The 21,084-nt window shown below is 60.9% G+C and carries 17 protein-coding genes; 4 read left to right on the forward strand and 13 right to left on the reverse strand.

Annotation, left to right across the window (positions count from 1 at the left end):
* Nucleotides 1-106: 106 nt before the first annotated feature.
* The 7 genes from purU to BSF40_RS03725 all read right to left on the reverse strand — a co-directional run bounded on the left by purU (nucleotide 107) and on the right by BSF40_RS03725 (nucleotide 8,816).
* Nucleotides 107-964, reverse strand: coding sequence for a formyltetrahydrofolate deformylase (gene purU, locus BSF40_RS03695; protein WP_007981374.1), 858 nt, complete (start codon nucleotides 962-964; stop codon nucleotides 107-109).
* Nucleotides 965-1,114: 150 nt separating this feature from the next.
* On the reverse strand, nucleotides 1,115-1,747 hold the full coding sequence (locus tag BSF40_RS03700) for a sarcosine oxidase subunit gamma (RefSeq protein ID WP_095964132.1): 633 nt from the start codon (nucleotides 1,745-1,747) through the stop codon (nucleotides 1,115-1,117).
* A 193-nt stretch (nucleotides 1,748-1,940) separates the two neighbouring features.
* Nucleotides 1,941-4,958, reverse strand: a complete 3,018-nt coding sequence (locus BSF40_RS03705) for a sarcosine oxidase subunit alpha (protein WP_007980415.1) — start codon at nucleotides 4,956-4,958, stop codon at nucleotides 1,941-1,943.
* Nucleotides 4,955-5,284: a sarcosine oxidase subunit delta gene (locus BSF40_RS03710; RefSeq protein WP_007980417.1), complete on the reverse strand. Its 330-nt coding sequence runs from the start codon at nucleotides 5,282-5,284 to the stop codon at nucleotides 4,955-4,957. Before BSF40_RS03710 ends, BSF40_RS03705 begins: the two co-directional genes overlap by 4 nt.
* Nucleotides 5,285-5,299: 15 nt before the next feature.
* Nucleotides 5,300-6,550, reverse strand: a complete 1,251-nt coding sequence (locus BSF40_RS03715) for a sarcosine oxidase subunit beta (RefSeq protein WP_007980419.1) — start codon at nucleotides 6,548-6,550, stop codon at nucleotides 5,300-5,302.
* 23 nt (nucleotides 6,551-6,573) lie between these two features.
* Nucleotides 6,574-7,827 (reverse strand): serine hydroxymethyltransferase, encoded by a 1,254-nt coding sequence (gene glyA / locus BSF40_RS03720; protein WP_015097125.1) that lies wholly within the window; start codon nucleotides 7,825-7,827, stop codon nucleotides 6,574-6,576.
* Between the two features lie 260 nt (nucleotides 7,828-8,087).
* Nucleotides 8,088-8,816 (reverse strand): TraX family protein, encoded by a 729-nt coding sequence (locus BSF40_RS03725; RefSeq protein WP_256585682.1) that lies wholly within the window; start codon nucleotides 8,814-8,816, stop codon nucleotides 8,088-8,090.
* Between the two features lie 144 nt (nucleotides 8,817-8,960).
* Here BSF40_RS03725 and BSF40_RS03730 point away from each other — a divergent pair, with 144 nt between their 5' ends.
* The 3 genes from BSF40_RS03730 (at nucleotide 8,961) to BSF40_RS03740 (ending at nucleotide 11,408) form a co-directional block, all read left to right on the forward strand.
* The gene (locus BSF40_RS03730; RefSeq protein ID WP_095964133.1) at nucleotides 8,961-10,001 is read left to right on the forward strand and encodes a low specificity L-threonine aldolase; all 1,041 of its coding nucleotides are present in this window, start codon (nucleotides 8,961-8,963) and stop codon (nucleotides 9,999-10,001) included.
* A 187-nt stretch (nucleotides 10,002-10,188) separates the two neighbouring features.
* Nucleotides 10,189-10,389: a hypothetical protein gene (locus BSF40_RS03735; RefSeq protein ID WP_095964134.1), complete on the forward strand. Its 201-nt coding sequence runs from the start codon at nucleotides 10,189-10,191 to the stop codon at nucleotides 10,387-10,389.
* A gap of 194 nt (nucleotides 10,390-10,583) precedes the next feature.
* Nucleotides 10,584-11,408 (forward strand): NAD(P)-dependent oxidoreductase, encoded by an 825-nt coding sequence (locus BSF40_RS03740; protein WP_095964135.1) that lies wholly within the window; start codon nucleotides 10,584-10,586, stop codon nucleotides 11,406-11,408.
* A gap of 127 nt (nucleotides 11,409-11,535) precedes the next feature.
* On the opposite strand, the gene gbcB is transcribed toward BSF40_RS03740, so the two are convergent.
* Nucleotides 11,536-12,636, reverse strand: a complete 1,101-nt coding sequence (gene gbcB, locus BSF40_RS03745; protein ID WP_095964136.1) for a glycine-betaine demethylase subunit GbcB — start codon at nucleotides 12,634-12,636, stop codon at nucleotides 11,536-11,538.
* 283 nt (nucleotides 12,637-12,919) lie between these two features.
* On the opposite strand from gbcB, the gene gbcA reads away from it, so the two are divergent.
* Nucleotides 12,920-14,215, forward strand: a complete 1,296-nt coding sequence (gene gbcA / locus BSF40_RS03755) for a glycine-betaine demethylase subunit GbcA (protein ID WP_095964137.1) — start codon at nucleotides 12,920-12,922, stop codon at nucleotides 14,213-14,215.
* A 776-nt stretch (nucleotides 14,216-14,991) separates the two neighbouring features.
* Here the strand turns inward: gbcA and BSF40_RS03760 are convergent.
* The 5 genes from BSF40_RS03760 to dgcB form a co-directional block, all read right to left on the reverse strand.
* Complete coding sequence (locus tag BSF40_RS03760) at nucleotides 14,992-16,212, reverse strand: retropepsin-like aspartic protease (RefSeq protein ID WP_371918058.1); 1,221 nt, start codon at nucleotides 16,210-16,212, stop codon at nucleotides 14,992-14,994.
* A 172-nt stretch (nucleotides 16,213-16,384) separates the two neighbouring features.
* Nucleotides 16,385-16,951, reverse strand: a complete 567-nt coding sequence (locus BSF40_RS03765; protein ID WP_095964138.1) for a GNAT family N-acetyltransferase — start codon at nucleotides 16,949-16,951, stop codon at nucleotides 16,385-16,387.
* A 148-nt stretch (nucleotides 16,952-17,099) separates the two neighbouring features.
* Nucleotides 17,100-17,870, reverse strand: a complete 771-nt coding sequence (locus tag BSF40_RS03770; protein ID WP_015097135.1) for an electron transfer flavoprotein subunit beta — start codon at nucleotides 17,868-17,870, stop codon at nucleotides 17,100-17,102.
* A gap of 15 nt (nucleotides 17,871-17,885) precedes the next feature.
* Nucleotides 17,886-19,106, reverse strand: a complete 1,221-nt coding sequence (locus tag BSF40_RS03775) for an electron transfer flavoprotein subunit alpha/FixB family protein (protein WP_095964139.1) — start codon at nucleotides 19,104-19,106, stop codon at nucleotides 17,886-17,888.
* Nucleotides 19,106-21,049, reverse strand: coding sequence for a dimethylglycine demethylation protein DgcB (gene dgcB, locus BSF40_RS03780; RefSeq protein WP_095964140.1), 1,944 nt, complete (start codon nucleotides 21,047-21,049; stop codon nucleotides 19,106-19,108). Before dgcB ends, BSF40_RS03775 begins: the two co-directional genes overlap by 1 nt.
* Nucleotides 21,050-21,084: the final 35 nt, after the last annotated feature.

Genomic DNA, 21,084 nt, shown 5'->3' on the forward strand with positions numbered 1-21,084 from the left:
GGGCCTCTTCGCGAGCAAGCCCGCTCCCACATTTGATCTCTGGTGTGATTAAGATCTGTGTACTCACACAAATCCCTGTGGGAGCGGGCTTGCTCGCGAAAGCGATCTAAAGAACGACGGTGCGATTGGCGTTAAGGAACACGCGGCGCTCAATGTGATAACCCACCGCCCGCGCCAGCGTCAGTCCTTCGATATCTCGCCCCTTGGCGATCAAGTCTTCCGGGTAATGGCTGTGGTCCACTGCCTCGACGCCCTGGGCAATGATCGGGCCTTCATCAAGGTCGTTGTTGATGTAATGCGCCGTGGCGCCCACCAGTTTCACCCCCTTGTTATAGGCCTGGTGATAGGGCTTGGCGCCCTTGAACCCGGGCAACAGGGAGTGGTGGATGTTGATCGCCTTGCCATCGAGCTTGCGGCACAACTCTGGCGACAGCACTTGCATGTAGCGCGCAAGGATCACCAGCTCGGCACCGGACTCTTCGATCACCTGCCACACCTGACGCTCTTGCGACGGCTTGTCGTTCGGGTCCAGCGGGAAGTGGTAGTACGGAATCTGGTGCCAGTCAGCCAGTGGCTTGAGGTCCGGGTGGTTGGAGACCACCGCGGCCACGTCCATCGACAGTTGGCCGATGCGCTGGCGATAGAGCAAATCGTTGAGGCAGTGATCGGCCTTGGAGACCATGATCACCACTTTCGGCCGATAGTTCGGCGCGGTCAGTTCGAAGATCATGCCGAAGGCTTCGCCACGCTCGGCGAGCCCCGCGCGGAATGATTGCTCATCAAAGCCGTCGGGTTGACGGAATTCCACTCGAATGAAGAAACGGCCCGAGAGCCGGTCATCAAAGGAATGGTGTTCGGTGACGTAGCAGCCCTGCTCGAACAGAAAGCGGGTCACCGCATCCACGGTGCCGAGGACACTGGGGCAGTCGGCGGTCAGAATCCATGTGTCTGGGGCGCGGCTCATGGTGCGGTGACTCCTGTGAGATCGGTGGATGCCTACTGTAGGAGCGAGCCCTGCTCGCGATGGAGGCCAATGATGACGCGTACTTTCTGATTCAACGCGTTGCCTTGAAGTCCATCGCGAGCAGGCTCGCTCCTACAGTGACAGGGGTGATCAAGCCTGAACGCTGAGGCCATACTCGGCAGATGCATCCTGCAACCACAGCCACCAGTAATCCGAGAAGCTGCGACGAATCAGCAGTTCCCAAGTGTCTTCGGCGGTGTGACGGATCATCAGTTGCGACTTGGCGAACACCGTGCCGACCGCTTTGCCCACCGGGAAGTTGTTCGGGTGCACGTCATAGCTGGTGGACTTCATCAGCACCTGGCGCACGTTCGGGCCGCTCAGTTCGAGGAGTTGCTGGCCGCCGCTGACGTTGACGATTGCAATGTGCAAATCGCCCAGTGCTTCGCGCAGTTTCTGTTCGGCGGCAAACTCTTCACCGGTCGGCACGATCAGCAGCCATTCATCCGGCCCCATCCACTGCAGGCTGGTCTCGCCTTTGACGATGACGCTCAATGCACCCGGCAACTCAATGCCAAGAGCCTTGTGCACACCGGCGGCGAACGCGGCATCGTGGCCGTCGCCACGAATGGTCAGGTGGCCGAGGAGTTTTTTCTCACGCACGGTCACGCCGGCGTTCTTGCGACCCTTGCCCACCAGGCTGGCGAGGTCGGCATGATGCAACGACGACTCGGCCTTGGCCCCGGTGGTTGGGCGTTGTTGGTAAACATTGGCTGCGGTCATAAAGCACCTGTTCTGAATTCTGTTGGTTCCGGCCCTTGTGGTGGCTGCTCTATCGCCATCGCGAGCAAGCTCGCTCCCACATTGGACTGATGCCTGGCACAAATTTTTCTGGCGACTTCAATCCTGTGGGAGCGAGCTTGCTCGCGATGCAGACGACGCGGTTTCACGGCGCGCCCACAGGACCCGAGGCCATTTAAACGTTCTGGCGTTCACCCTTCGGATCGAAGAACACCGAAGAAACGATTTCCGCCTCGATCACGCTGCCATCGGCCAGCGGTGCGAACACGCGCTCGCCCATCCGCTGCAACCCGCCCTTGACCACGCCCATGGCAAACGAATAGCCCAGGGAGTTGTGCAGGTAGCTGGAAGTCACGTGACCCACCATGGTCATCGGGATGGCTTGCTTGGTGTTGAACACCAGTTGCGCACCTTCCGGCAGCCATTTGTTCGGATCGATCGGCTTCAGGCCAACCAGCTGTTTGCGCTGATCACGCACGCAGTCTTCGCGGTTCATGCCACGCCAGCCGATCCACGAGAACGGTTTGGTGCGACCGACACACCAACCCATGTTCAGGTCGTCCGGGGTCATCGAGCTGTCAGTGTCCTGACCGACGATGATGAAGCCCTTCTCGGCCCGCAGCACGTGCATGGTTTCGGTGCCGTACGGAGTCAGGTTGTACTTCTTGCCGGCGTCGACGATTTTTTCCAGCACACCCATCGCATAGTCGGCTTGCACGTTGACTTCGTACGACAGTTCACCGGTAAACGAAATCCGGAACACCCGCGCCGGCACACCGCCGACCAGGCCTTCTTTCCAGGTCATGAACGGGAAGGCTTCGCTGCTCAAGTCGATGTCGGTGACTTCGCTGAGCAGCTTGCGGCTGTTCGGCCCGGACAGGGTCATGGTCGCCCAGTGGTCGGTCACGGAAGTGAAGTACACCTTCATGTCCGGCCATTCGGTCTGGTGGTACAGCTCCAGCCACTGCAGCACGCGTGCCGCGCCGCCGGTGGTGGTGGTCATGACGAAATGGTTGTCGGCCAGGCAGGCCGTCACGCCGTCGTCGAACACCATGCCGTCTTCTTTGCACATCAGGCCGTAGCGCGCCTTGCCCACATCAAGCTTGGTCCAAGCGTTGGTGTAGACGCGGTTGAGGAACTCGCGTGCATCCGGGCCCTGGATATCGATCTTGCCCAGGGTCGAAGCATCCAGCAGACCGACGCTGTCGCGCACGGCTTTGCATTCGCGCTTGACCGCGGCGTGGAGGTCTTCACCGGATTTCGGGAAGTACCAAGGACGTTTCCACTGGCCGACGTCTTCGAACTCGGCGCCGTTTTTCAGGTGCCATTGATGCAGCGCGGTGTAACGCACCGGCTCGAAGATGTGCCCACAGTGACGACCGGCCACGGCGCCGAAAGTCACCGGCGTGTAGTTCGGACGGAACATGGTGGTGCCCATCTGCGGAATGGTCACGTTCAGCGAACGGGCGGCGATGGCCAGGCCGTTGACGTTGCCGAGCTTGCCCTGATCGGTGCCGAAGCCCAGTGCGGTGTAGCGCTTGACGTGCTCGACCGACTCGAAGCCTTCGCGGGTCGCCAGTTCGATGGCGGCGGCGGTGACGTCGTTTTGCAGGTCGACGAATTGCTTCGGCGCACGTGCGGTGTTCTTTTCATGGGGGACCTGGAACAGCGCCAGGGTCGGCTCTTCGAGACGGCTCAAGGCTTTTGGCAACACACCTTCAATCGTCTGGAACCCGGCTTCGGCAGCGGCACGGGCGCCACCTTCAAAACCGTCAGCCAGAGAATCGCCAAGGCCGTAGACACCGTTGATGCCACCGACGCATACGCGTTTCTGCGGCGCTTCACCCGGTACGAAACCAAGGATGTCTTCGCGCCAGATCGGCTTGCCACCCAAGTGCGAAGCCAGGTGAACCACCGGGCTGTAACCACCGGAACTGGCCACTACGTCGCATTCAAGCCATTCGCCAGGACTGGTCACGGCGTGGGCCTTGACATCGATGGCGGCCACACGGGCAGCGGTCACGCGCTTGCTGCCACGGGCCTCGATCACGGCGCTGCCGGTGAGGATGCGGATGCCTTTGGCACGCGCCTCTTCCACCAGCGCACCACGCGGGTTGCTGCGGGCATCGGCGATGGCCACCACTTGCAGGCTGGCGTCGAGCCAATCCAGGGCAACGCGGTAGGCGTGGTCGTTGTTGGTCGACAGCACCAGTTTCTTGCCCGGTGCCACACCGTAACGACGCACGTAGGTCGAGATGGCGCCAGCAAGCATGTTGCCCGGCACGTCGTTGTTGCCGTAGACCAGTGGACGCTCGTGAGCGCCGGTCGCCAGCACCACACGCTTGGCACGAACCCGGTGAATACGCTGACGCACCTGGCCAATCGGTGCGCGGTCGCCAAGGTGATCGGTCAGGCGCTCGTGAATGGTCAGGAAGTTGTGGTCGTGATAGCCATTGACGGTGGCGCGCGGCAACAGCAGCACGTCCGGGGTGTTCTTCAGTTCGTCGATGACACTGGCGACCCACTCGGTCGCCGGCTTGCCGTCGAGGCTTTCGCGGGAGTCGAGTAGGCTGCCGCCGAACTCTTCCTGTTCGTCAGCCAGAATCACACGGGCACCGCTGCGCGCAGCCGCCAGTGCAGCCGCCAGGCCGGCAGGGCCAGCGCCGACGATCAGCACGTCACAGTGCTGGTTCATGTAGTCGTAGGTGTCCGGATCGTTCTCGGTCGGCGAGCGGCCCAGGCCGGCAGCCTTGCGGATGTACTTCTCGTAAGTCATCCAGAACGATTGCGGGTACATGAAGGTTTTGTAGTAGAAACCCGGCGGCATCAGCTTGCCGCCGACCTTGCCGAGAATCCCCATCATGTCGTTGTTCACGCTCGGCCAGCCATTGGTGCTGGTGGCGACCAGGCCTTGATACAGCGCCTGTTGCGTGGCGCGCACGTTCGGGATCTGCGTGGCTTCGGTGGCGCCGATCTGCAGCACCGCGTTCGGTTCTTCGGCACCGGCGGCGAAGATGCCGCGTGGACGGGAATACTTGAAGCTGCGACCGATGATGTCGACGCCGTTGGCCAGCAGTGCAGCGGCCAGGGAATCGCCTTCGAAGCCTTTGTAGTTCTGGCCGTTGAAGGTGAAGCTCAAGACTTTGTTGCGGTCGATCCGTCCGCCATTGGACAGGCGATTGATCTGGCTCATACCTTCTCTCCCAGAGCCGTGCTGGCCGCTTTCGGGCTATCGGTCTTGTCGGTGAATTGTGGCTTGGTGCCGATCTTGTAGGTTTCAAGAATCTCGTAGGTCACGGTGTCGCGGGTGACGTTGAAGTACTGACGGCAACCGGCGACGTGATCCCACAGCTCGTGGTGCAGACCGCGTGGGTTATCGCGGAAGAACATGTAGTCGCCCCACTCCTCGTCGGTGCAGCTGTTCGGGTCCAGAGGACGCGGGATGTGCGCCTGGCCGGATGCATGGAATTCCTCTTCGGAGCGCAGTTCGCCGCAGTGAGGACAGAAGATATGCAACATAGGAAATTTCTCCTGTTAGTGGGCGACGGCAGCAGCGCCGTGTTCGTCAATCAGCGCACCGTTGTGGAAACGGTCGATGGAGAACGGTGCGGCCAACGGGTGCATTTCGCCCTTGGCCAGGCTTGCGGCAAACACGTTGCCCGAGCCAGGTGTGGCCTTGAAGCCACCGGTGCCCCAACCGCAGTTGAAGAACATGTTCGGTACCGGGGTTTTCGAAATGATCGGGCAGGCATCCGGGGTGGTGTCGACGATGCCGCCCCACTGACGGTTCATGCGTACGCGCGACAGCACCGGGAACATCTCGACGATGGCCTGGATGGTGTGCTCGATCACCGGGTACGAACCACGCTGGCCGTAGCCGTTGTAGCCGTCGATACCGGCGCCGATCACCAGGTCGCCCTTGTCGGACTGGCTGATGTAGCCGTGCACGGCGTTGGACATGATCACGCTGTCGATAATTGGCTTGATCGGTTCGGACACCAGCGCTTGCAGCGGGTGGGATTCGATCGGCAGGCGGAAACCGGCGAGCTTGGCCATGTGCCCGGAGTTGCCGGCAGTCACCACACCGACACGCTTGGCGCCGATGAAGCCTTTGTTGGTTTCCACGCCGATGCACACGCCGTTTTCCTTGCGGAAACCGATCACTTCGGTCTGCTGGATCAGGTCCACGCCAAGGGCGTCAGCGGCCCGGGCAAAGCCCCAGGCCACGGCGTCGTGACGGGCCACGCCACCACGACGCTGGACGGTTGCGCCCATCACCGGATAGCGAGTGTTTTTCGAGCAGTCGAGGTACGGGATCTCGTCAGCCACTTGCTTGGCATCGAGCAGCTCGCCGTCCACGCCATTGAGGCGGTTGGCGCTGACCCGACGCTCGGAATCGCGGATGTCCTGCAGGGTGTGGCACAGGTTGTAGACACCGCGCTGGGAGAACATCACGTTGTAGTTCAGGTCCTGGGACAGGCCTTCCCACAGCTTCATCGCGTGTTCGTACAGGTGGGCCGACTCGTCCCACAGGTAGTTGGAGCGCACGATGGTGGTGTTGCGCGCGGTGTTACCGCCGCCCAGCCAGCCTTTCTCGACCACGGCCACGTTGGTGATGCCGTGCTCCTTGGCCAGGTAGTAAGCCGTGGCCAGGCCATGCCCGCCACCGCCGACGATGACCACGTCGTAGACCTTTTTCGGGGTCGGCGTGCGCCACATGCGCTGCCAGTTTTCATGGTGGCTGAGAGAGTGTTTGAAGAGGCCGAAGCCCGAGTAGCGTTGCATAGTCATTTACTCCAAAACCGCACTCAGCGATAAACCGGGAAGTCCGCGCACAAGGCTGCCACTTGCTCGGCGACATTGGCCTCGACATCGGCATCGCCGAGGTTGTCGAGGATGTCGCAGATCCAGCCAGCCAGCGTGACGCACTGGGCCACCTTGAAGCCGCGCGTGGTCACCGCCGGGGTGCCGATACGCAGGCCGGAGGTCACGAACGGCGACTGTGGATCGTTCGGCACAGCATTCTTGTTCACAGTGATATGGGCGCGACCGAGGGCGGCATCCGCGTCCTTGCCGGTCAGGCCCTGACGGATCAGGCTGACCAGGAACAGGTGGTTGTCGGTACCGCCGGACACTACATCGTAGCCGCGTTTGATAAACACGCCGGCCATGGCCTGGGCGTTGTCGATCACTTGTTGCTGGTAAGCCTTGAAGCCAGGCTCCAGCGCTTCCTTGAAGCACACCGCCTTACCGGCGATCACGTGCATCAGCGGGCCGCCCTGGGCACCCGGGAAAACTGCCGCGTTGAGCTTCTTCTCGATTTCTTCGTTGGACTTGGCCAGGATCAGGCCGCCACGCGGACCGCGCAGGGTCTTGTGGGTGGTGGTGGTGACCACGTCGGCATAAGGCAGCGGATTCGGGTACAGACCGGCAGCAACCAGACCGGCAACGTGGGCCATGTCGACGAACAGCAGCGCACCGACCTTGTCAGCGATCTGGCGGAAGCGCGGGAAGTCGAGGGTCTTGGAGTAGGCCGAGAAACCGGCAACGATCATCTTCGGCTTGCACTCGACGGCCAGGCGCTCGACTTCGTCGTAGTCGATCAGACCGGTCTTGGTGTCGATGCCGTACTGCACGGCGTTGTACAGCTTGCCCGAGGACGACACTTTGGCGCCGTGGGTCAGGTGACCGCCGTGGGCCAGGCTCATGCCGAGAATGGTGTCGCCGGCTTGCAGCAGGGCCAGGTACACGGCGCTGTTAGCCGAGGAACCGGAGTGCGGCTGGACGTTGGCGTAATCGGCGCCGAACAGTTGCTTGGCGCGCTCGATGGCCAGGGCCTCGACCTTGTCTACGTGCTCGCAGCCACCGTAGTAGCGCTTGCCCGGGTAACCTTCGGCGTACTTGTTGGTCAGGCCGCTGCCCTGGGCCTGCATCACGCGCTTGCTGGTGTAGTTCTCCGACGCGATCAGCTCGATGTGATCTTCCTGACGTTGCTCCTCGGCATTCATCGCCGCCAGCAGTGCATCGTCGTAACCCTGGATCTGGTCTTGCTTGCTGAACATCGCGTCTCTCCCAGCGGCGGCGGTGCGCCATTCGTCTCGGTGAGGCACTGGCTTTTCGGCAGTGCCCTTTGGTAGCGATGGTATGACTGGCTTGGAGTCGTCAAATGCCTACGGGCGCCACGCAAAGGTGCGTTTACGACATGGCGGGAAATGGATCAACGCAACCCCTGTGGGAGCGGGCTTGCTCGCGAAGAACGATGACGCGGTCTGCCTGAGACACCGAAGTGCCTGCTTCGCGAGCAAGCCCGCTCCCACAGGGATTAGGCAAGAGCTTGACGTAGCGCCAGTAAAACAAGGAAATGCACGGGATACAGCGCATAGGCCCAGCGCCGCATCGGTGGTGGATTTACGCCCTTGGCATGTCGCAACAAGAACAGCCCGAGCCATGGCGCAATCAGACAAGCGGCGATTGCCGGAATGGCCGCGTGGTTGCCCAGTCGTGCGGCGTGATACAGCACCTGCCATTGATTGGCCGCCAGACAGACCAGCCCCGCCAACAGCCCGAAATACCAGGGTCGGCGCAGTACCAACAGCAAGACAAACGGCAACAGGACGCCAAAAAAACCGAACATCAGTCGCTGGGAGAAAAACGCCGCCAGCAGGACGGCGCCAGCTGCCAGCAGTCGCGATGCAAGCACCGGCTGCTGCCAGCCACGAACCACCAGCAAGCCCAGGGCAAGGGTGGGCAGCACGTTCAAGGTGTCGGGATGGGGAATGAACATCCGGTAGGGAACTTCACTCACCGCGCTAAACAGCAACAACCAACCCAGATAGCGCCACTGGCCACCGGTCGTCGTAGTCCGCTCGCGCGCCAGATTGGCCGCCATCGCCAGGCAGAACCACGGAAACGCCAGGCGCCCCGGCACATACAGCCAATCGGCGGAATAGCCGACATATCTCAGGTGATCGAGCAGCATGCTCAAAAGCGCCAGCCACTTGAGCAGATCCAGTGCCCCATCTCGCTGCTTTAAGTGCATGGCCTTGTGCATCGTCATGTGCATAATTGCCCTTCGACTGTGTATGTTCCAAACAGCGACATCCTGTGCGCTGCACCTGACGATCTTGGGTACAGTGCGCACCCTCATTGACCACGGGACGCTTCACCATAGGCATCTCGACCACGGAAGCAGGCCATGACCGACAAGAGCCAACAATTCGCCAGCGACAACTATTCCGGTATCTGCCCTGAAGCCTGGGCGGCCATGGAACAGGCCAACCACGGCCACCAGCGCGCCTACGGCGACGACGAATGGACCGCCCGCGCCTCCGACGATTTCCGCAAACTGTTTGAAACCGACTGTGAAGTGTTTTTCGCCTTCAACGGCACCGCCGCCAACTCGCTCGCGCTGTCCTCGCTGTGCCAGAGTTACCATAGCGTGATCTGCTCGGAAACCGCTCACGTCGAAACCGACGAATGCGGCGCCCCGGAATTTTTCTCCAACGGCTCCAAGCTGCTGATCGCCCGCACTGAAAACGGCAAGCTGACCCCGGACTCGATCCGCGAGGTCGCGCTCAAGCGCCAGGACATCCACTACCCGAAACCACGTGTGGTGACCCTGACCCAGGCCACCGAAGTCGGCAGCGTTTATACCCCGGACGAAATCCGCGCCATCAGCGCCACCTGCAAGGAACTGGGCCTGAACCTGCACATGGACGGCGCACGCTTCTCCAACGCCTGCGCGTTCCTCGGCTGCACCCCGGCCGACCTGACCTGGAAGGCCGGCGTCGACGTGTTGTGCTTCGGCGGCACCAAGAACGGCATGGCGGTGGGCGAGGCGATCCTGTTCTTCAACCACAAACTGGCCGAAGACTTCGATTACCGCTGCAAACAGGCCGGGCAGCTTGCTTCAAAGATGCGCTTCCTGTCGGCACCCTGGGTCGGCATCCTGGAAAACGACGCCTGGCTCAAATACGCCAACCACGCCAATCACTGTGCACAACTGCTGGCCGAACTGGTCAGCGACATTCCTGGCGTGGAACTGATGTTCCCGGTACAGGCCAACGGCGTGTTCCTGCAACTATCGGAGCCGGCCATCGCCGCCCTGGCCGCCAGGGGCTGGCGCTTCTACACCTTCATCGGCAACGGCGGCGCACGCTTCATGTGCTCGTGGGATACCGAGGAAGAGCGTGTGCGGGAACTGGCTCGGGACATCCGCGAAGTGATGAGCGCCTGAGGTCGCTGTCAACGGCGCGGTACATCTCGGCCGCGCCGTTCATCCGAACTGGCATTTCTGACAGTTCACCGTCTCTGCATCGCCGAAGTAACGTGTGAGCACCTGAAAAGGAGTTCGCGCAGTCTTTCGGGAACAATCGCGTGTCGAATTTTCGACGCAATCCATGTTCTAGCGCAGAGTAATTCAAATGAGCAATCAAGCCCTGAACCAAGTCCTGACAAACGACCCGACAGCTACTGTCACTAACGTGAGCTGGGACGAAGTTCAAAAAATTGCGCAGGTCGGCGACATCATTAAACAGCACGGGAGAGCGTTTGAACTCGCGCGTAAGGAGTTCGTGCAGCAAATGGACAACTCATTCGAAATAAAGCTGTTTGAAGCTAAGTAATAATTCATTACTCCGACAGTCCACATCGTTAATAGATGGGGACTGATTCACACCCAATTCTGTATGGCGAAGGCAGATACTTCTTTGTCATACAGGATTGTTTCATTTCATCTTTCTCACGGTAGCTCCTGAAAGACTTGGTCTACATTGTGTGTCGAGCCTCCGCTCACATAACAACAATCAGGAGCATGTGCATGTCATTGCAAGGCAAAACCCTGTTCATTACCGGCGCCAGCCGCGGGATCGGCCGTGAGATCGCACTGCGGGCCGCCCGCGATGGCGCCAACATTGTGATCGCCGCCAAAAGTGCCGAACCCCACCCCAAGCTGCCGGGCACGATTTTCAGCGTGGCGCAGGAAGTGGAAGCGGCAGGCGGCAAGGCACTGGCTTTGCAGGTGGATGTACGCGAAGAGGATGCCGTACGTGAGGCGCTGGCCCGGGCCAACGAACATTTCGGCGGTATCGACGCACTGATCAACAACGCCGGGGCGATCAAGCTGACCGGGGTTCAGCACCTTGAACTGAAACGCTTCGACCTGATGCACCAGATCAACACCCGTGCCGTACTGCTTTGCAGTCAGGCTGCGCTGTCGTATTTGAAGAAATCCGGTGGCCACATCCTCAACCTGTCTCCGCCGCTGAACCTGGCCACCAAGTGGTTCGCGCAATACAGCCCCTATACCGTCACCAAGTACGGCATGAGCATGCTGACCCTGGGCATGAGTGAGGAATTCAGGAATTACGGCATCAGCGTCAACTCGCTGTGGCCACAGACGATGATTGCCACCGCGGCCATCGAGTTTCAGTTGGGGTCGAAGGAATCGTTCAAGCATGCGCGAACGCCTGCGATCATGGCGGATGCCGCGCATGTGATTCTGAGCAGCACAAACCGCAGCCTGACCGGGCGGTTGTTGATCGATGAGGAAATCTTGCGGGAGAACGGCGCGACCGAGTTCGAGCACTATCGGTTCGCGCCCGATAGCACCGAAAAGCTGATGACAGATCTGTTTATTGACTAAAACCCTCCCCTGTAGGAGCGAGCCTGCTCGCGATGAACCTGAGAACGCCGCGGGGTGCCAGGTTGCCAGCGTCATCGTTGACGTCCATCGCGAGCAAGCTCGCTCCTACAAGGGTATTGCGTAACGCTTAGAATTCGATGCGCACGTCGCCCTTCGGCACGCTGCAGCACGACAGGATGAACCCTTCGGCTTCGTCTTCCTCGGTGATCCCGCCGTTGTGCTCCATCTCCACTTCGCCACCCAGCTTCAACACCTTGCAGGTGCCGCAGATGCCCATGCCGCACGCTTTCGGAATCATCAGGCCGACCTTGGCCGCCGCCGCATGCACGGTCTCGCCCGGGGCCACGCGGATGCTCTTGCCGGAGGCGGTGAACTCCACTTGATGCAGGTCCGCGGCGTCGACTTCCGGTGCCTCGGCCGCTTGTTCCGCATGTTCTACCGCATCGGCGCGCGCCTCTGGCGGAGTCGCACCGAAGGATTCTTCGTGGTAACGCGACATGTCGAAACCTGCGCCTTCGAGCAAGCGCTTGACCGCATTCATATAGGGTGTCGGGCCGCAGCAGAATACTTCGCGTTCAAGGAAGTCAGGCGCCATCAATTCAAGCATTCTGTGGTTCAGGTATCCGCGATAACCGGCCCAGGGCTCACCCATGCCGTGCTTCTCGCAGATCAGGTGCAGGCTGAAGTTTTCGATCCGCGACGCCATGTGCTCCAGCTCGCGGTGGTAAATGATGTCTTTCGGCGAACGGGCGCTGTGGATAAACACCATGTCGACATTGCCGTTGGTGTCGTAGAACCAGCGCGCCATGGACATGACCGGCGTGATACCAACGCCGCCGCTGAGGTAGAGTACCTTCGGCGCGGTGAAGTCCATGGCATTGAACAGCCCGACCGGGCCGTGCACCGCCAGCTCCTGGCCTTCGTGCAGGGTGTCGTGCAGCCAGTTCGAGACCTTGCCGCCCGGCACACGCTTGATGGTCACCGAAAAGCTGTACGGCACCGACGGAGAGCTGGAAATGGTGTACGAACGCATGATCGGCTGGCCTTCGATTTCCAGCTCCAGGGTGACGAATTGCCCCGGCTTGAAGAAGAACAGGATCGGCTGGTCGGCCATGAAGCAAAAGGTGCGCACATCCCAGGTTTCCTGGATGACTTTGACGCAACGGACAATGTGTCGACCATTGGCCCAGGTCTGGGTGGTTACCGGATTCAGGAAGCTGTTGGACATGCTGATCTCCACGGCCGACTGTCGGCCTTCATGTTGGCGATTCTGCGTATAGCGCGGATCACCCATTTACCTATCTGCGACATTGACATGCTTATCGCGACCAGCCCCCAACGACCGGGGCTTGCGCGTCGGGAACAGATTGCACCATGTCGCCCATGGATAAGGTTCTGGCCAGCGCCGGCCCCACACTCGCCCCATACCAAGACACAACCATTACACCTTGCGTAGCAACCCTGATTAGCCACTTTCGCCGGCCACACAGAATGGCCTTGAGGATTAAACGATGGACGTCACTACTACACTGAGCCTGGGCGATCCGCTGGAACCCGCACGCAAGGCCACCGCACAGATGCTGCAAGAGCGTGAGCGCACGTTCTCGCTGCCGCAGCCGTTTTACTCCGACGACCGCCTGTTTGATATCGACATGCAGGAAATCTTTCAGAAAGAGTGGCTGATCGCCGGCATGACCTGCGAGATCCCCACCAAGGGCAACTACCTGACCCTGCAGATCGGCAAGAACCCGATCATCGTCATCCGTGGCGCCGAAGGCGTGGTGCACGCGTTCCATAACGTCTGCCGCCACCGTGGCTCGCGCCTGTGCACCAGCGACAAGGGCAAGGTCGCCAAGCTGGTTTGCCACTACCACCAGTGGACCTACGAACTCGACGGTCGCCTGCTGTTCGCCGGCACCGAAATGGGCGCCGACTTCGACATGAATCAGTACGGCCTCAAACCGGTGAACGTGAAGACTGCCGGCGGCTACATCTTCATCAGCCTGGCGGAGAACCCGCCAGCCATCGATGACTTCCTGTCGACGCTCAACCACTACATGGAACCGTACGACATGGAAAACACCAAGGTGGCGGTGCAAACCACCTTGATGGAAAAGGCCAACTGGAAGCTTGTGCTAGAGAACAACCGCGAGTGCTACCACTGCAACGCATCGCACCCGGAACTGCTGAAAACCCTGCTGGAATGGGACGACGTCACCGACCCGCGCGCCGACCAGGCGTTCAAGGACCACGTCGCTGCCTCCGCCGCCGCCTGGGAAGCCGAGAAGATCCCGTACGCCCACGCCAGCTTCGGCCTGCGTAACCGCATCGTGCGCATGCCGCTGCTCAAGGGCACCGTGTCGATGACCATGGACGGCAAACAGGGCTGTGCCAAGCTAATGGGCCGCATCAAGAACCCGGACCTGGGCTCGATGCGCATCCTGCACCTGCCGCACTCCTGGAACCACTGCATGGGCGACCACATCATCGTGTTCACCGTGTGGCCGATCAGCGCCCAGGAAACCATGGTCACCACCAAGTGGATCGTGCACAAGGACGCCGTCGAAGGCGTGGACTACGACGTGGAGCGCATGCGCCAGGTCTGGGACGCCACCAACGACCAGGACCGTCGCCTGGCCGAAGAGAACCAGCGCGGCATCAACTCCACCGCATACCAGCCTGGCCCGTACTCCAAGACCTATGAGTTCGGCGTGGTGAACTTCGTGGACTGGTACAGCGAGCGTCTGCTGAGCAACCTGGGGGCCGAGCCTGCGCCTTACCTCAAAGGCGTTCCGGTCCAAGGCTGAATCCACTCCCTGTAGGAGCGAGCTTGCTCGCGATGAGCCTGAGAACGCCGCCGGGTGTCAGGTTGCCAACGTTATCGTTGACGTCCATCGCGAGCAGGCTCGCTCCTACAGGGGGGCTTGCCCGCCATTCATAGAACTGTACGAAATATGACCTATCTCGTTCAGACCTATGCCCGCCGCACCTCCCAGCCTTCCGCGAACAAGTTATCCACACCTCCACCCACAGCTATTGGGGACAACTGTGGAAATGCTGGAAATTTTCTTCACGAAAACCAAAGAAAAACCGTGACTTATCCAGAAGCCTGCTTCCACGAGTGGACTGGTCGTTTTTTGACCTGAAGCCTGAAAGCCACGGCCTGCATGGCGTTCAGAGGATGGCGAACACCTTATCCACAGAAGCGCCAACAGACTTTGGGGTTAACTTGGAAAGCTCTGTGGAAAACCGCTGAAACCTTGAGAAATCCAGCGTTTGCGTGAAAGCTGACAATGCAAAACCGCCTTTTGATCATTTTTTGTTCAGACACCTGCACACCTCTGTTTACAAGGCCTGCAGCCGACAGCAAACATCTTATCCACAGAAGCGCCAACAGAGATTGGGGGCAAGTCTGCGTTAACAGCAGCACTTATCCCCTTGAAAAAGCTGGAAAAAAACACGAGCAAGACTGGTTGTTTTTTGAACGACGCCTTGCAGGGCTTGATTTACATGGGCCGTAGCGAGGGGCGAACATGTTATCCACAGAACCACCAACAGGGATTGTGGGTAAACACCAACGTGTTCAGACTTTATTGAAGCATGAGCGACCTGAGCCCAGGTCCAGGTTCAATTCAAAGTCTTTGAAGGCACGCCAACCGAGCAATATCGACGGCACGTATTGCCCGCCCAGCAGCGACGGCGGGATGGTGAAGCCCGGGTAGTATTTGTAGCTGACCGCCATGATGTTGCCTTGCATGACCAATATGCCGTCAAAGCGCTGAAAGTGCTTGTTGTCGCCGGTGTAACCGTTCGAGCTTCCTGGCGTCAGTGCCTGCACGGCATTGGCCTGCCTGCCAGGTAACGCGGCCGTCAGGTAGTCGACATTTCCCGTATCGATGATGGCCAGCGTCGTGCGGCGATCCAGCTGAGCGGCAACCACCAGCCGCTGGTTGAGATCCACGCGGTTAAAGGCAATGAACGCATCACAGCGCCTGACAGGCGCAGGATTGAGTTCCAGAGCGTTTCTGGTGATCTTCAAGCGCCCCAGTTTGCTGATCAGGTCCAGCCCCAGCAAATTCTCCCGGTCGCTGACAAACACCAGGACATTCCTGAACTCTCGGGTGCCGACTTTGAGTGACCTGAGAATGCCCAGCCTCGCAGCCAGGTCTTTTTCGCCATAAAACGTGCTGTAGCGATACTGAGCATCGGGCAACAACCTGATGCCCATCTGTTTCGCAGTGTCGATGTTGACCCGGGTTTGCGGTGCCCCCGTGTCCAGTACAAAACGCGCCGAGACACCGTTGGCCGCGCCGACATCGATAAATGGCAGCACTTCTTGCGCGATGTAAAAGTCGTTGGCATACGGGTGCAGCGGCAGCACCTCATGCCGCACCGAATCGCTGACCGAGAAATTGCCAGTCGTCGCCAGGATAGCCAGTGATTTGTCGCCGAACATGGAGAACAGCGGTTTCAGCTCGGCGCTGGCCTCTATCGCCCGGGCATGCCTGCCCTTGATCGCCAGATAGTATTCGGGGAGTTGGTTGGCGACCTTGGCTTCGAGCATTCTGGCCAGGACCGTCACCGAACAGTCGAGGTGCTTGTCGGCATCCAGCTCCTTGTCGCACTGCTGCCGCCACTGTGCCAGGGACGCGTTGCGCCCCTGCTCGGTCTCGACCCACTGATAAAAGTCCTGATCGGCCGCGGGGGCTTTTATCTGGACGGCAGACATCAAGCCTGTGGGTACCCACATGGCTGTAGCGAAGAACGCCAAAAGAGCGAAAGTCTTCATATTCAAGCCAGTCATAAAACCGGGTTCTATGAGTCAGCGCTGAATGTCTGAAAACTCCCGAAAGCGTGCCGCCCCCTTGATCAGCGCATAGAAAACTGTAGCTCACCGCCCTTGTCAGCGTGGAGCCAGATAAATGATGCGTGGCGCTGTGGATAACTGTCGCGACTCGAACAACCCCGGAACCGGCTCAGGGTCTGTGCATAAGATAGGCGTCACCTGTGACGCGGATCATGGGATGAGGGGTGACCTGGCAGGTCTTGACGATCCCGAAGCCGTGTCGCTCGTAAAAACGCCAGGCGCCAGTGTTGGCGGCATAGTCGATCAGGCTCAGGCCGTTGAGCCCGAGCCGGTCGGCACGTTCCTGGGCATGGGCAAGAAACTGCTTGCCCAGCCCCCGGTTACGCCAGCCTTCATGCAGGGCCAGGCTGGAGATATACAGGGTATCGGGCACTTCCATGTCGGCATAAGGCGCCAGCACCGGGTCGGTCGTCGGGACCGCCAGTGGATCGTGGCGCATCGCGTAACTGTGCATCATGCCAATGACCTGGCCATCGGCCTCGGCAATCAGGCAGTTCTGGTAGGAGAAATCGACGTCGTCCCGGGCATAGCGAATGGCACCGACGTCCAACAGATCCTGGCCGGGCTCTGCGAGCTGACTCCAGATGTAATCTGAAGCGCCCTCGGATGAAATCTGGAACAACCGCGCAATCTCACGCGCATCCGCGCGCACTGCCGAACGAAATTCAACGGCCATTGTTCCCCCATAAATGTGAGTGAGATGAAGCTTTTCTGTGGGAACGGGCTTGCTCGCGAAAGCGGCGGGCCAGGCGATATTCATGTCGACTGACACGTCCCCTTCGCGAGCAAGCCCGCTCCCACATTTGATCCGGGGTGACTATTTGTCAGCGGACCACACCCTCTTCAATCAGAAGCTTGAGAATCGCCTCGGCGCCGGCTTGTGCCGTCACGCCCTTGAGCACCTGCCCGCCCCCACCACTGGCCTTGGCCGTCGCGGCTTTCATGCGGTCGGCGCCGCTCTTGGCCTTGATCACTTTCAGGCGCTTGGGCCGTGGCTTGGCCGGTTGCAGGCTGGCGACCGCGAGCAGCTCATCATCGATGACTTCAACGTCCTGCGCTTGCAGCACGCCACGTCGGGCCGGGCCATACGCGCTCTGGCGAGGCTTGGGCGCGGCGTTGTCCACCGTTGCCAGAAACGGCAGGCGCACCTTCAGCCGACGACGTTGACCGCGGGGCAAGGCTTGCAGCACCAGCGCCGAACCGCCATCGATGGACTCGACCTGTGCCAGCCCCACCACCAGCGGCCAACCCAGGCTTTCGGCCAGCAGGAAGGGCAACATGCCCGAGCCTTCGCCGGTTTCCGCCTGGCTGCCGGTCAACACCACCTGAGCACCGGCATCGCGCAGATACTCGGTCAATGCTGGCAGCGCATCGGCACCCTCGGGTTGTTCAAGCACATGCAACTGTTCCAGGCCCATGCCCAGGTAAGCGCGCAGCGCAGGCTCGGCGATGTCGCCGGCATGCAGCACCTGCAAGTTATCCCCAGCCAGTTGCAGGCCCAGTTCCACCGCCCGCGCATCCTGTTCCGCGCGACGCGGCCGACCGGACGTCGGGTGGGCGCCGATGGACACCAGGCTGATGATTTTCGTGCTCATAACCCTTTCCTTCCCTTAAGCCGCATCGCGCTTGGCGTCGTTGCGGTAAGCCTCTACCGCTTCGATCAAGGCTTGAAGAATCTCCGCACTCTCGCCGATCACCGAGAGGTCGGCACGCTTGATCATGTCGCAGCCAGGATCGAGGTTGATCGCCACCACCTTGTCGCAGGCACCGATGCCCTGCAGGTGCTGGATCGCCCCGGAAATCCCCACGGCCACATAGACCCGTGCAGTCACCCAGGTACCGGACGCCCCGACCTGACGATCGCGGGCCATGAAGCCGTCGTCCACCGCCACCCGGGATGCGCCTTCGGTCGCACCGAGGGCTTCGGCGGTCCTGTGGAAAAGTCCCCAGTCCTTGACCCCGTTGCCGCCGGAGAAAATGAACTCTGCCTCGGCCATCGGAATCGCCGCCGGGTCCACCGCCACCGCGCCCAGATCTTCGATCCGCGACAGGCTGCGCGCCACGGTTGTGGATAACTCCACCGGTAATGCTTCATGACGGGTTTCGCTGACCGGTTCGGCGCACTCGGCAGCCGCCAGAATCAAGCGCGCCAACGGACGGGCAAGGTCTTGCAGACCGGCACCGGCGCGGCCGATGCACTCCTGATCCTTGACCTGCCAGACCCGCGTCGCCGGGCGTTCGCCCAGGGCGGCGGCAAAGCGCCGACCCAGTTCCCCGCCACCGGTGCGACTGTCCGGCAACAACCAGTGTCGTGGGCTGAATTGGTTATCCACAGCCCGCAGGCCCTGGACCCGTTGTTCCGGTGCATAACCGCTGAATGCTTCGCCTTCCAGCACCAGCAGGCGGTCGACGCCCGCCGTGGCAAAAGCGCTTTCCTTATGCTCACCGAAGACCACGGCCAGCACCGCGCCGTCCTTGCCGGCCAGTTGATGGGCCAGGCCCAGCAGATCGCGGTCGTGACTGCTCAAGCGGCCACCGACCATATCCGGCACCACGCTGATGTAAAACGCCGGTGCGGCCACCTGATGCAATGGCAATTGCACTTCAACCGCGGCTGAACGTTTAGTCGTCCCGCCCTGCTGGGCGCCGCTGCGGTCGATGCGCTTGATGCCGTTGGGGCCGATAAAGCCAATGCCATGGGGATTCTTGCGGATGACACCGTTAGGCCCCATCCAGCTGTGCTGCGCCGGTTGCATGGCCGCGTGCAATGGATGCAGACGGTTGCGGGCGATCCATTCGGCCCGCGGGTCGCGGCGGATAATATCGCTCATCAGTGGGCCTCCGCAGGTTCGCGCTTGACGGGTGTCTTGGCGGGCGCGGCGTCGTCGAGCAACGCGTCGGCCACCAGTTCGGCGATGTCCTTGATCAGCGGCCGGGGTTCGACCACGCCTTCAAGCATCGCGGTGCACTGCGGACAACCCACGGCCACCAGTTCGGCGCCGGTTTCGCGGATGTCTTCCATGCGCATGTCAGGAATGCGTTGCTTGCCCGGAATGTCGGTGATCGGCGCACCGCCGCCACCGCCGCAGCAGCGGGAGCGGAAACCGGAACGTTGCATCTCTTTCACTTCGATCCCGAGCGCGCGCAGTACCTCACGCGGCGCCTCGTATTCGCCGTTGTAGCGGCCGAGGTAGCACGGGTCGTGGTAAGTCACGCTGTCGCCTTTGTGCTGACCGAGGTTCAGCGCGCCGGCCTGGATGATTTCCGCCATGTAGGTGCTGTGGTGCTGCACCAGGTAGTTGCCATCGAAGGCGCCGTACTCGTTTTTCAGCACGTGGAAACTGTGCGGATCGCAGGTGACGATGCGGTTGAAGCTGTATTTGGCCAGGGTCTGGATGTTGCGTTTGGCCAACAGCTGGAAGGTCGCTTCGTCGCCCAGGCGCCGGGCCACGTCACCGCTGTCGCGTTCTTCCAGGCCGAGCACGGCGAAGTCGATTTTCGCCGCCTTGAGCACTTTGACGAAGGCGCGCAGGGTGCGCTGGTTGCGCATGTCGAAGGCGCCGTCGCCGACCCAGAACAGCACGTCGGTGGATTTCTTTTCGCTGAGCAGGTTGAGGTTCAAGTCTGCCGCCCAGTTCATCCGCCCGCCCGGCGCAAAGCCGCCCGGGTTGTCGGTGGCGATCAGGTTTTCCAGGACTTCGGCGCCCTTGTTCGGGGTCGCGCCTTTTTCCAGGGTCAGGTGACGGCGCATGTCGACGATGGCATCGACGTGCTCGATCATCATCGGGCACTCCTCGACGCAGGCGCGGCAAGTCGTGCACGACCACAGGGTCTCGGCGTCCACCAGACCGTTGACGATCGGTTGATGCGGATTGCCAGCGTGCTCGCCAATCGCTTTGCCGGGATACGGGCTGCCAGCAAATTTGGCATCGGTGCCACCGGCCAGGCCGACGACCATGTCCTGAATCAGTTTTTTCGGGTTCAGTGGCTGGCCAGCGGCGAAGGCCGGGCACGCCGCTTCGCATTTACCGCACTGCACGCAGGCGTCGAAACCGAGCAATTGGTTCCAGGTGAAATCCTTGGGTTTTTCCACGCCCAGTGGCGCACTCAGGTCGCCAAGATCCAGCGGCTTCAAACCGGTGGAACGGCCACCACCAAAACGCTCGGCGCGGCGGTGCCAGGCCAGGTGCAGGGCGCCGGCAAAGGCGTGCTTCATCGGCCCGCCCCAGGTCATGCCGAAGAACAGCTCCGACACACCCCACAACACGCCAACCCCGAGAATCGCTGCCAACAGCCAGCCGCCGAAGTTTTCCGGGAGGATGCCCGCCACCGGCAGGGTCAACAGGAAGAACGAGGCCGAGAATGCCAGCAGGCTTTTCGGCAGGCGCATCCACGGGCCTTTCGACAGACGCGACGGCGGGTTGCGCCGACGCAGGTAAACGAAGATCGCGCCAACGAACATCACCGCCGACATCAGCAGCAGCGCATAGCCGAGGAAGCGGTTATGCAGGCCGAAACCATGCACCAGTATCGCCAGCACGATGGACGCCACCGCACCGCCGGCTGTGGCGACGTGGGTGTTGGCAATGTATTTGTCCCGCGCCACCACATGGTGCAAGTCGACCATGTAGCGCTTGGGCATGGCGAACAGTCCACCGATCAGGTCGACTTTCGAAGCCCGGCCCCGGCGCCACATGGCCACCCGCCGCAACGCGCCCAGGACACCAAGGCCCAGGGCTGCGAACAACAGGATTGGAAGAAGGGTGTTCAACATGGTGGAGCTCCCAAAGACCTCGGGCTTAACTACCT

The sequence above is a fragment of the Pseudomonas sp. ACN5 genome (assembly GCF_002303975.1).
In the GTDB taxonomy this organism is placed as follows: Bacteria; Pseudomonadota; Gammaproteobacteria; order Pseudomonadales; family Pseudomonadaceae; genus Aquipseudomonas; species Aquipseudomonas laurylsulfatiphila.

Excerpts from the sequence above, each read along its gene's own strand:
- purU (WP_007981374.1), bottom strand. The coding sequence starts at position 964 with ATGAGCCGCGCCCCAGACACATGGATTCTGACCGCCGACTGCCCCAGT.
- BSF40_RS03700 (WP_095964132.1), bottom strand. The coding sequence starts at position 1,747 with ATGACCGCAGCCAATGTTTACCAACAACGCCCAACCACCGGGGCCAAG.
- BSF40_RS03705 (WP_007980415.1), bottom strand. The coding sequence starts at position 4,958 with ATGAGCCAGATCAATCGCCTGTCCAATGGCGGACGGATCGACCGCAAC.
- BSF40_RS03710 (WP_007980417.1), bottom strand. The coding sequence starts at position 5,284 with ATGTTGCATATCTTCTGTCCTCACTGCGGCGAACTGCGCTCCGAAGAG.
- BSF40_RS03715 (WP_007980419.1), bottom strand. The coding sequence starts at position 6,550 with ATGCAACGCTACTCGGGCTTCGGCCTCTTCAAACACTCTCTCAGCCAC.
- glyA (WP_015097125.1), bottom strand. The coding sequence starts at position 7,827 with ATGTTCAGCAAGCAAGACCAGATCCAGGGTTACGACGATGCACTGCTG.
- BSF40_RS03725 (WP_256585682.1), bottom strand. The coding sequence starts at position 8,816 with ATGCACAAGGCCATGCACTTAAAGCAGCGAGATGGGGCACTGGATCTG.
- BSF40_RS03730 (WP_095964133.1), top strand. The coding sequence starts at position 8,961 with ATGACCGACAAGAGCCAACAATTCGCCAGCGACAACTATTCCGGTATC.
- BSF40_RS03735 (WP_095964134.1), top strand. The coding sequence starts at position 10,189 with ATGAGCAATCAAGCCCTGAACCAAGTCCTGACAAACGACCCGACAGCT.
- BSF40_RS03740 (WP_095964135.1), top strand. The coding sequence starts at position 10,584 with ATGTCATTGCAAGGCAAAACCCTGTTCATTACCGGCGCCAGCCGCGGG.
- gbcB (WP_095964136.1), bottom strand. The coding sequence starts at position 12,636 with ATGTCCAACAGCTTCCTGAATCCGGTAACCACCCAGACCTGGGCCAAT.
- gbcA (WP_095964137.1), top strand. The coding sequence starts at position 12,920 with ATGGACGTCACTACTACACTGAGCCTGGGCGATCCGCTGGAACCCGCA.
- BSF40_RS03760 (WP_371918058.1), bottom strand. The coding sequence starts at position 16,212 with ATGACTGGCTTGAATATGAAGACTTTCGCTCTTTTGGCGTTCTTCGCT.
- BSF40_RS03765 (WP_095964138.1), bottom strand. The coding sequence starts at position 16,951 with ATGGCCGTTGAATTTCGTTCGGCAGTGCGCGCGGATGCGCGTGAGATT.
- BSF40_RS03770 (WP_015097135.1), bottom strand. The coding sequence starts at position 17,870 with ATGAGCACGAAAATCATCAGCCTGGTGTCCATCGGCGCCCACCCGACG.
- BSF40_RS03775 (WP_095964139.1), bottom strand. The coding sequence starts at position 19,106 with ATGAGCGATATTATCCGCCGCGACCCGCGGGCCGAATGGATCGCCCGC.
- dgcB (WP_095964140.1), bottom strand. The coding sequence starts at position 21,049 with ATGTTGAACACCCTTCTTCCAATCCTGTTGTTCGCAGCCCTGGGCCTT.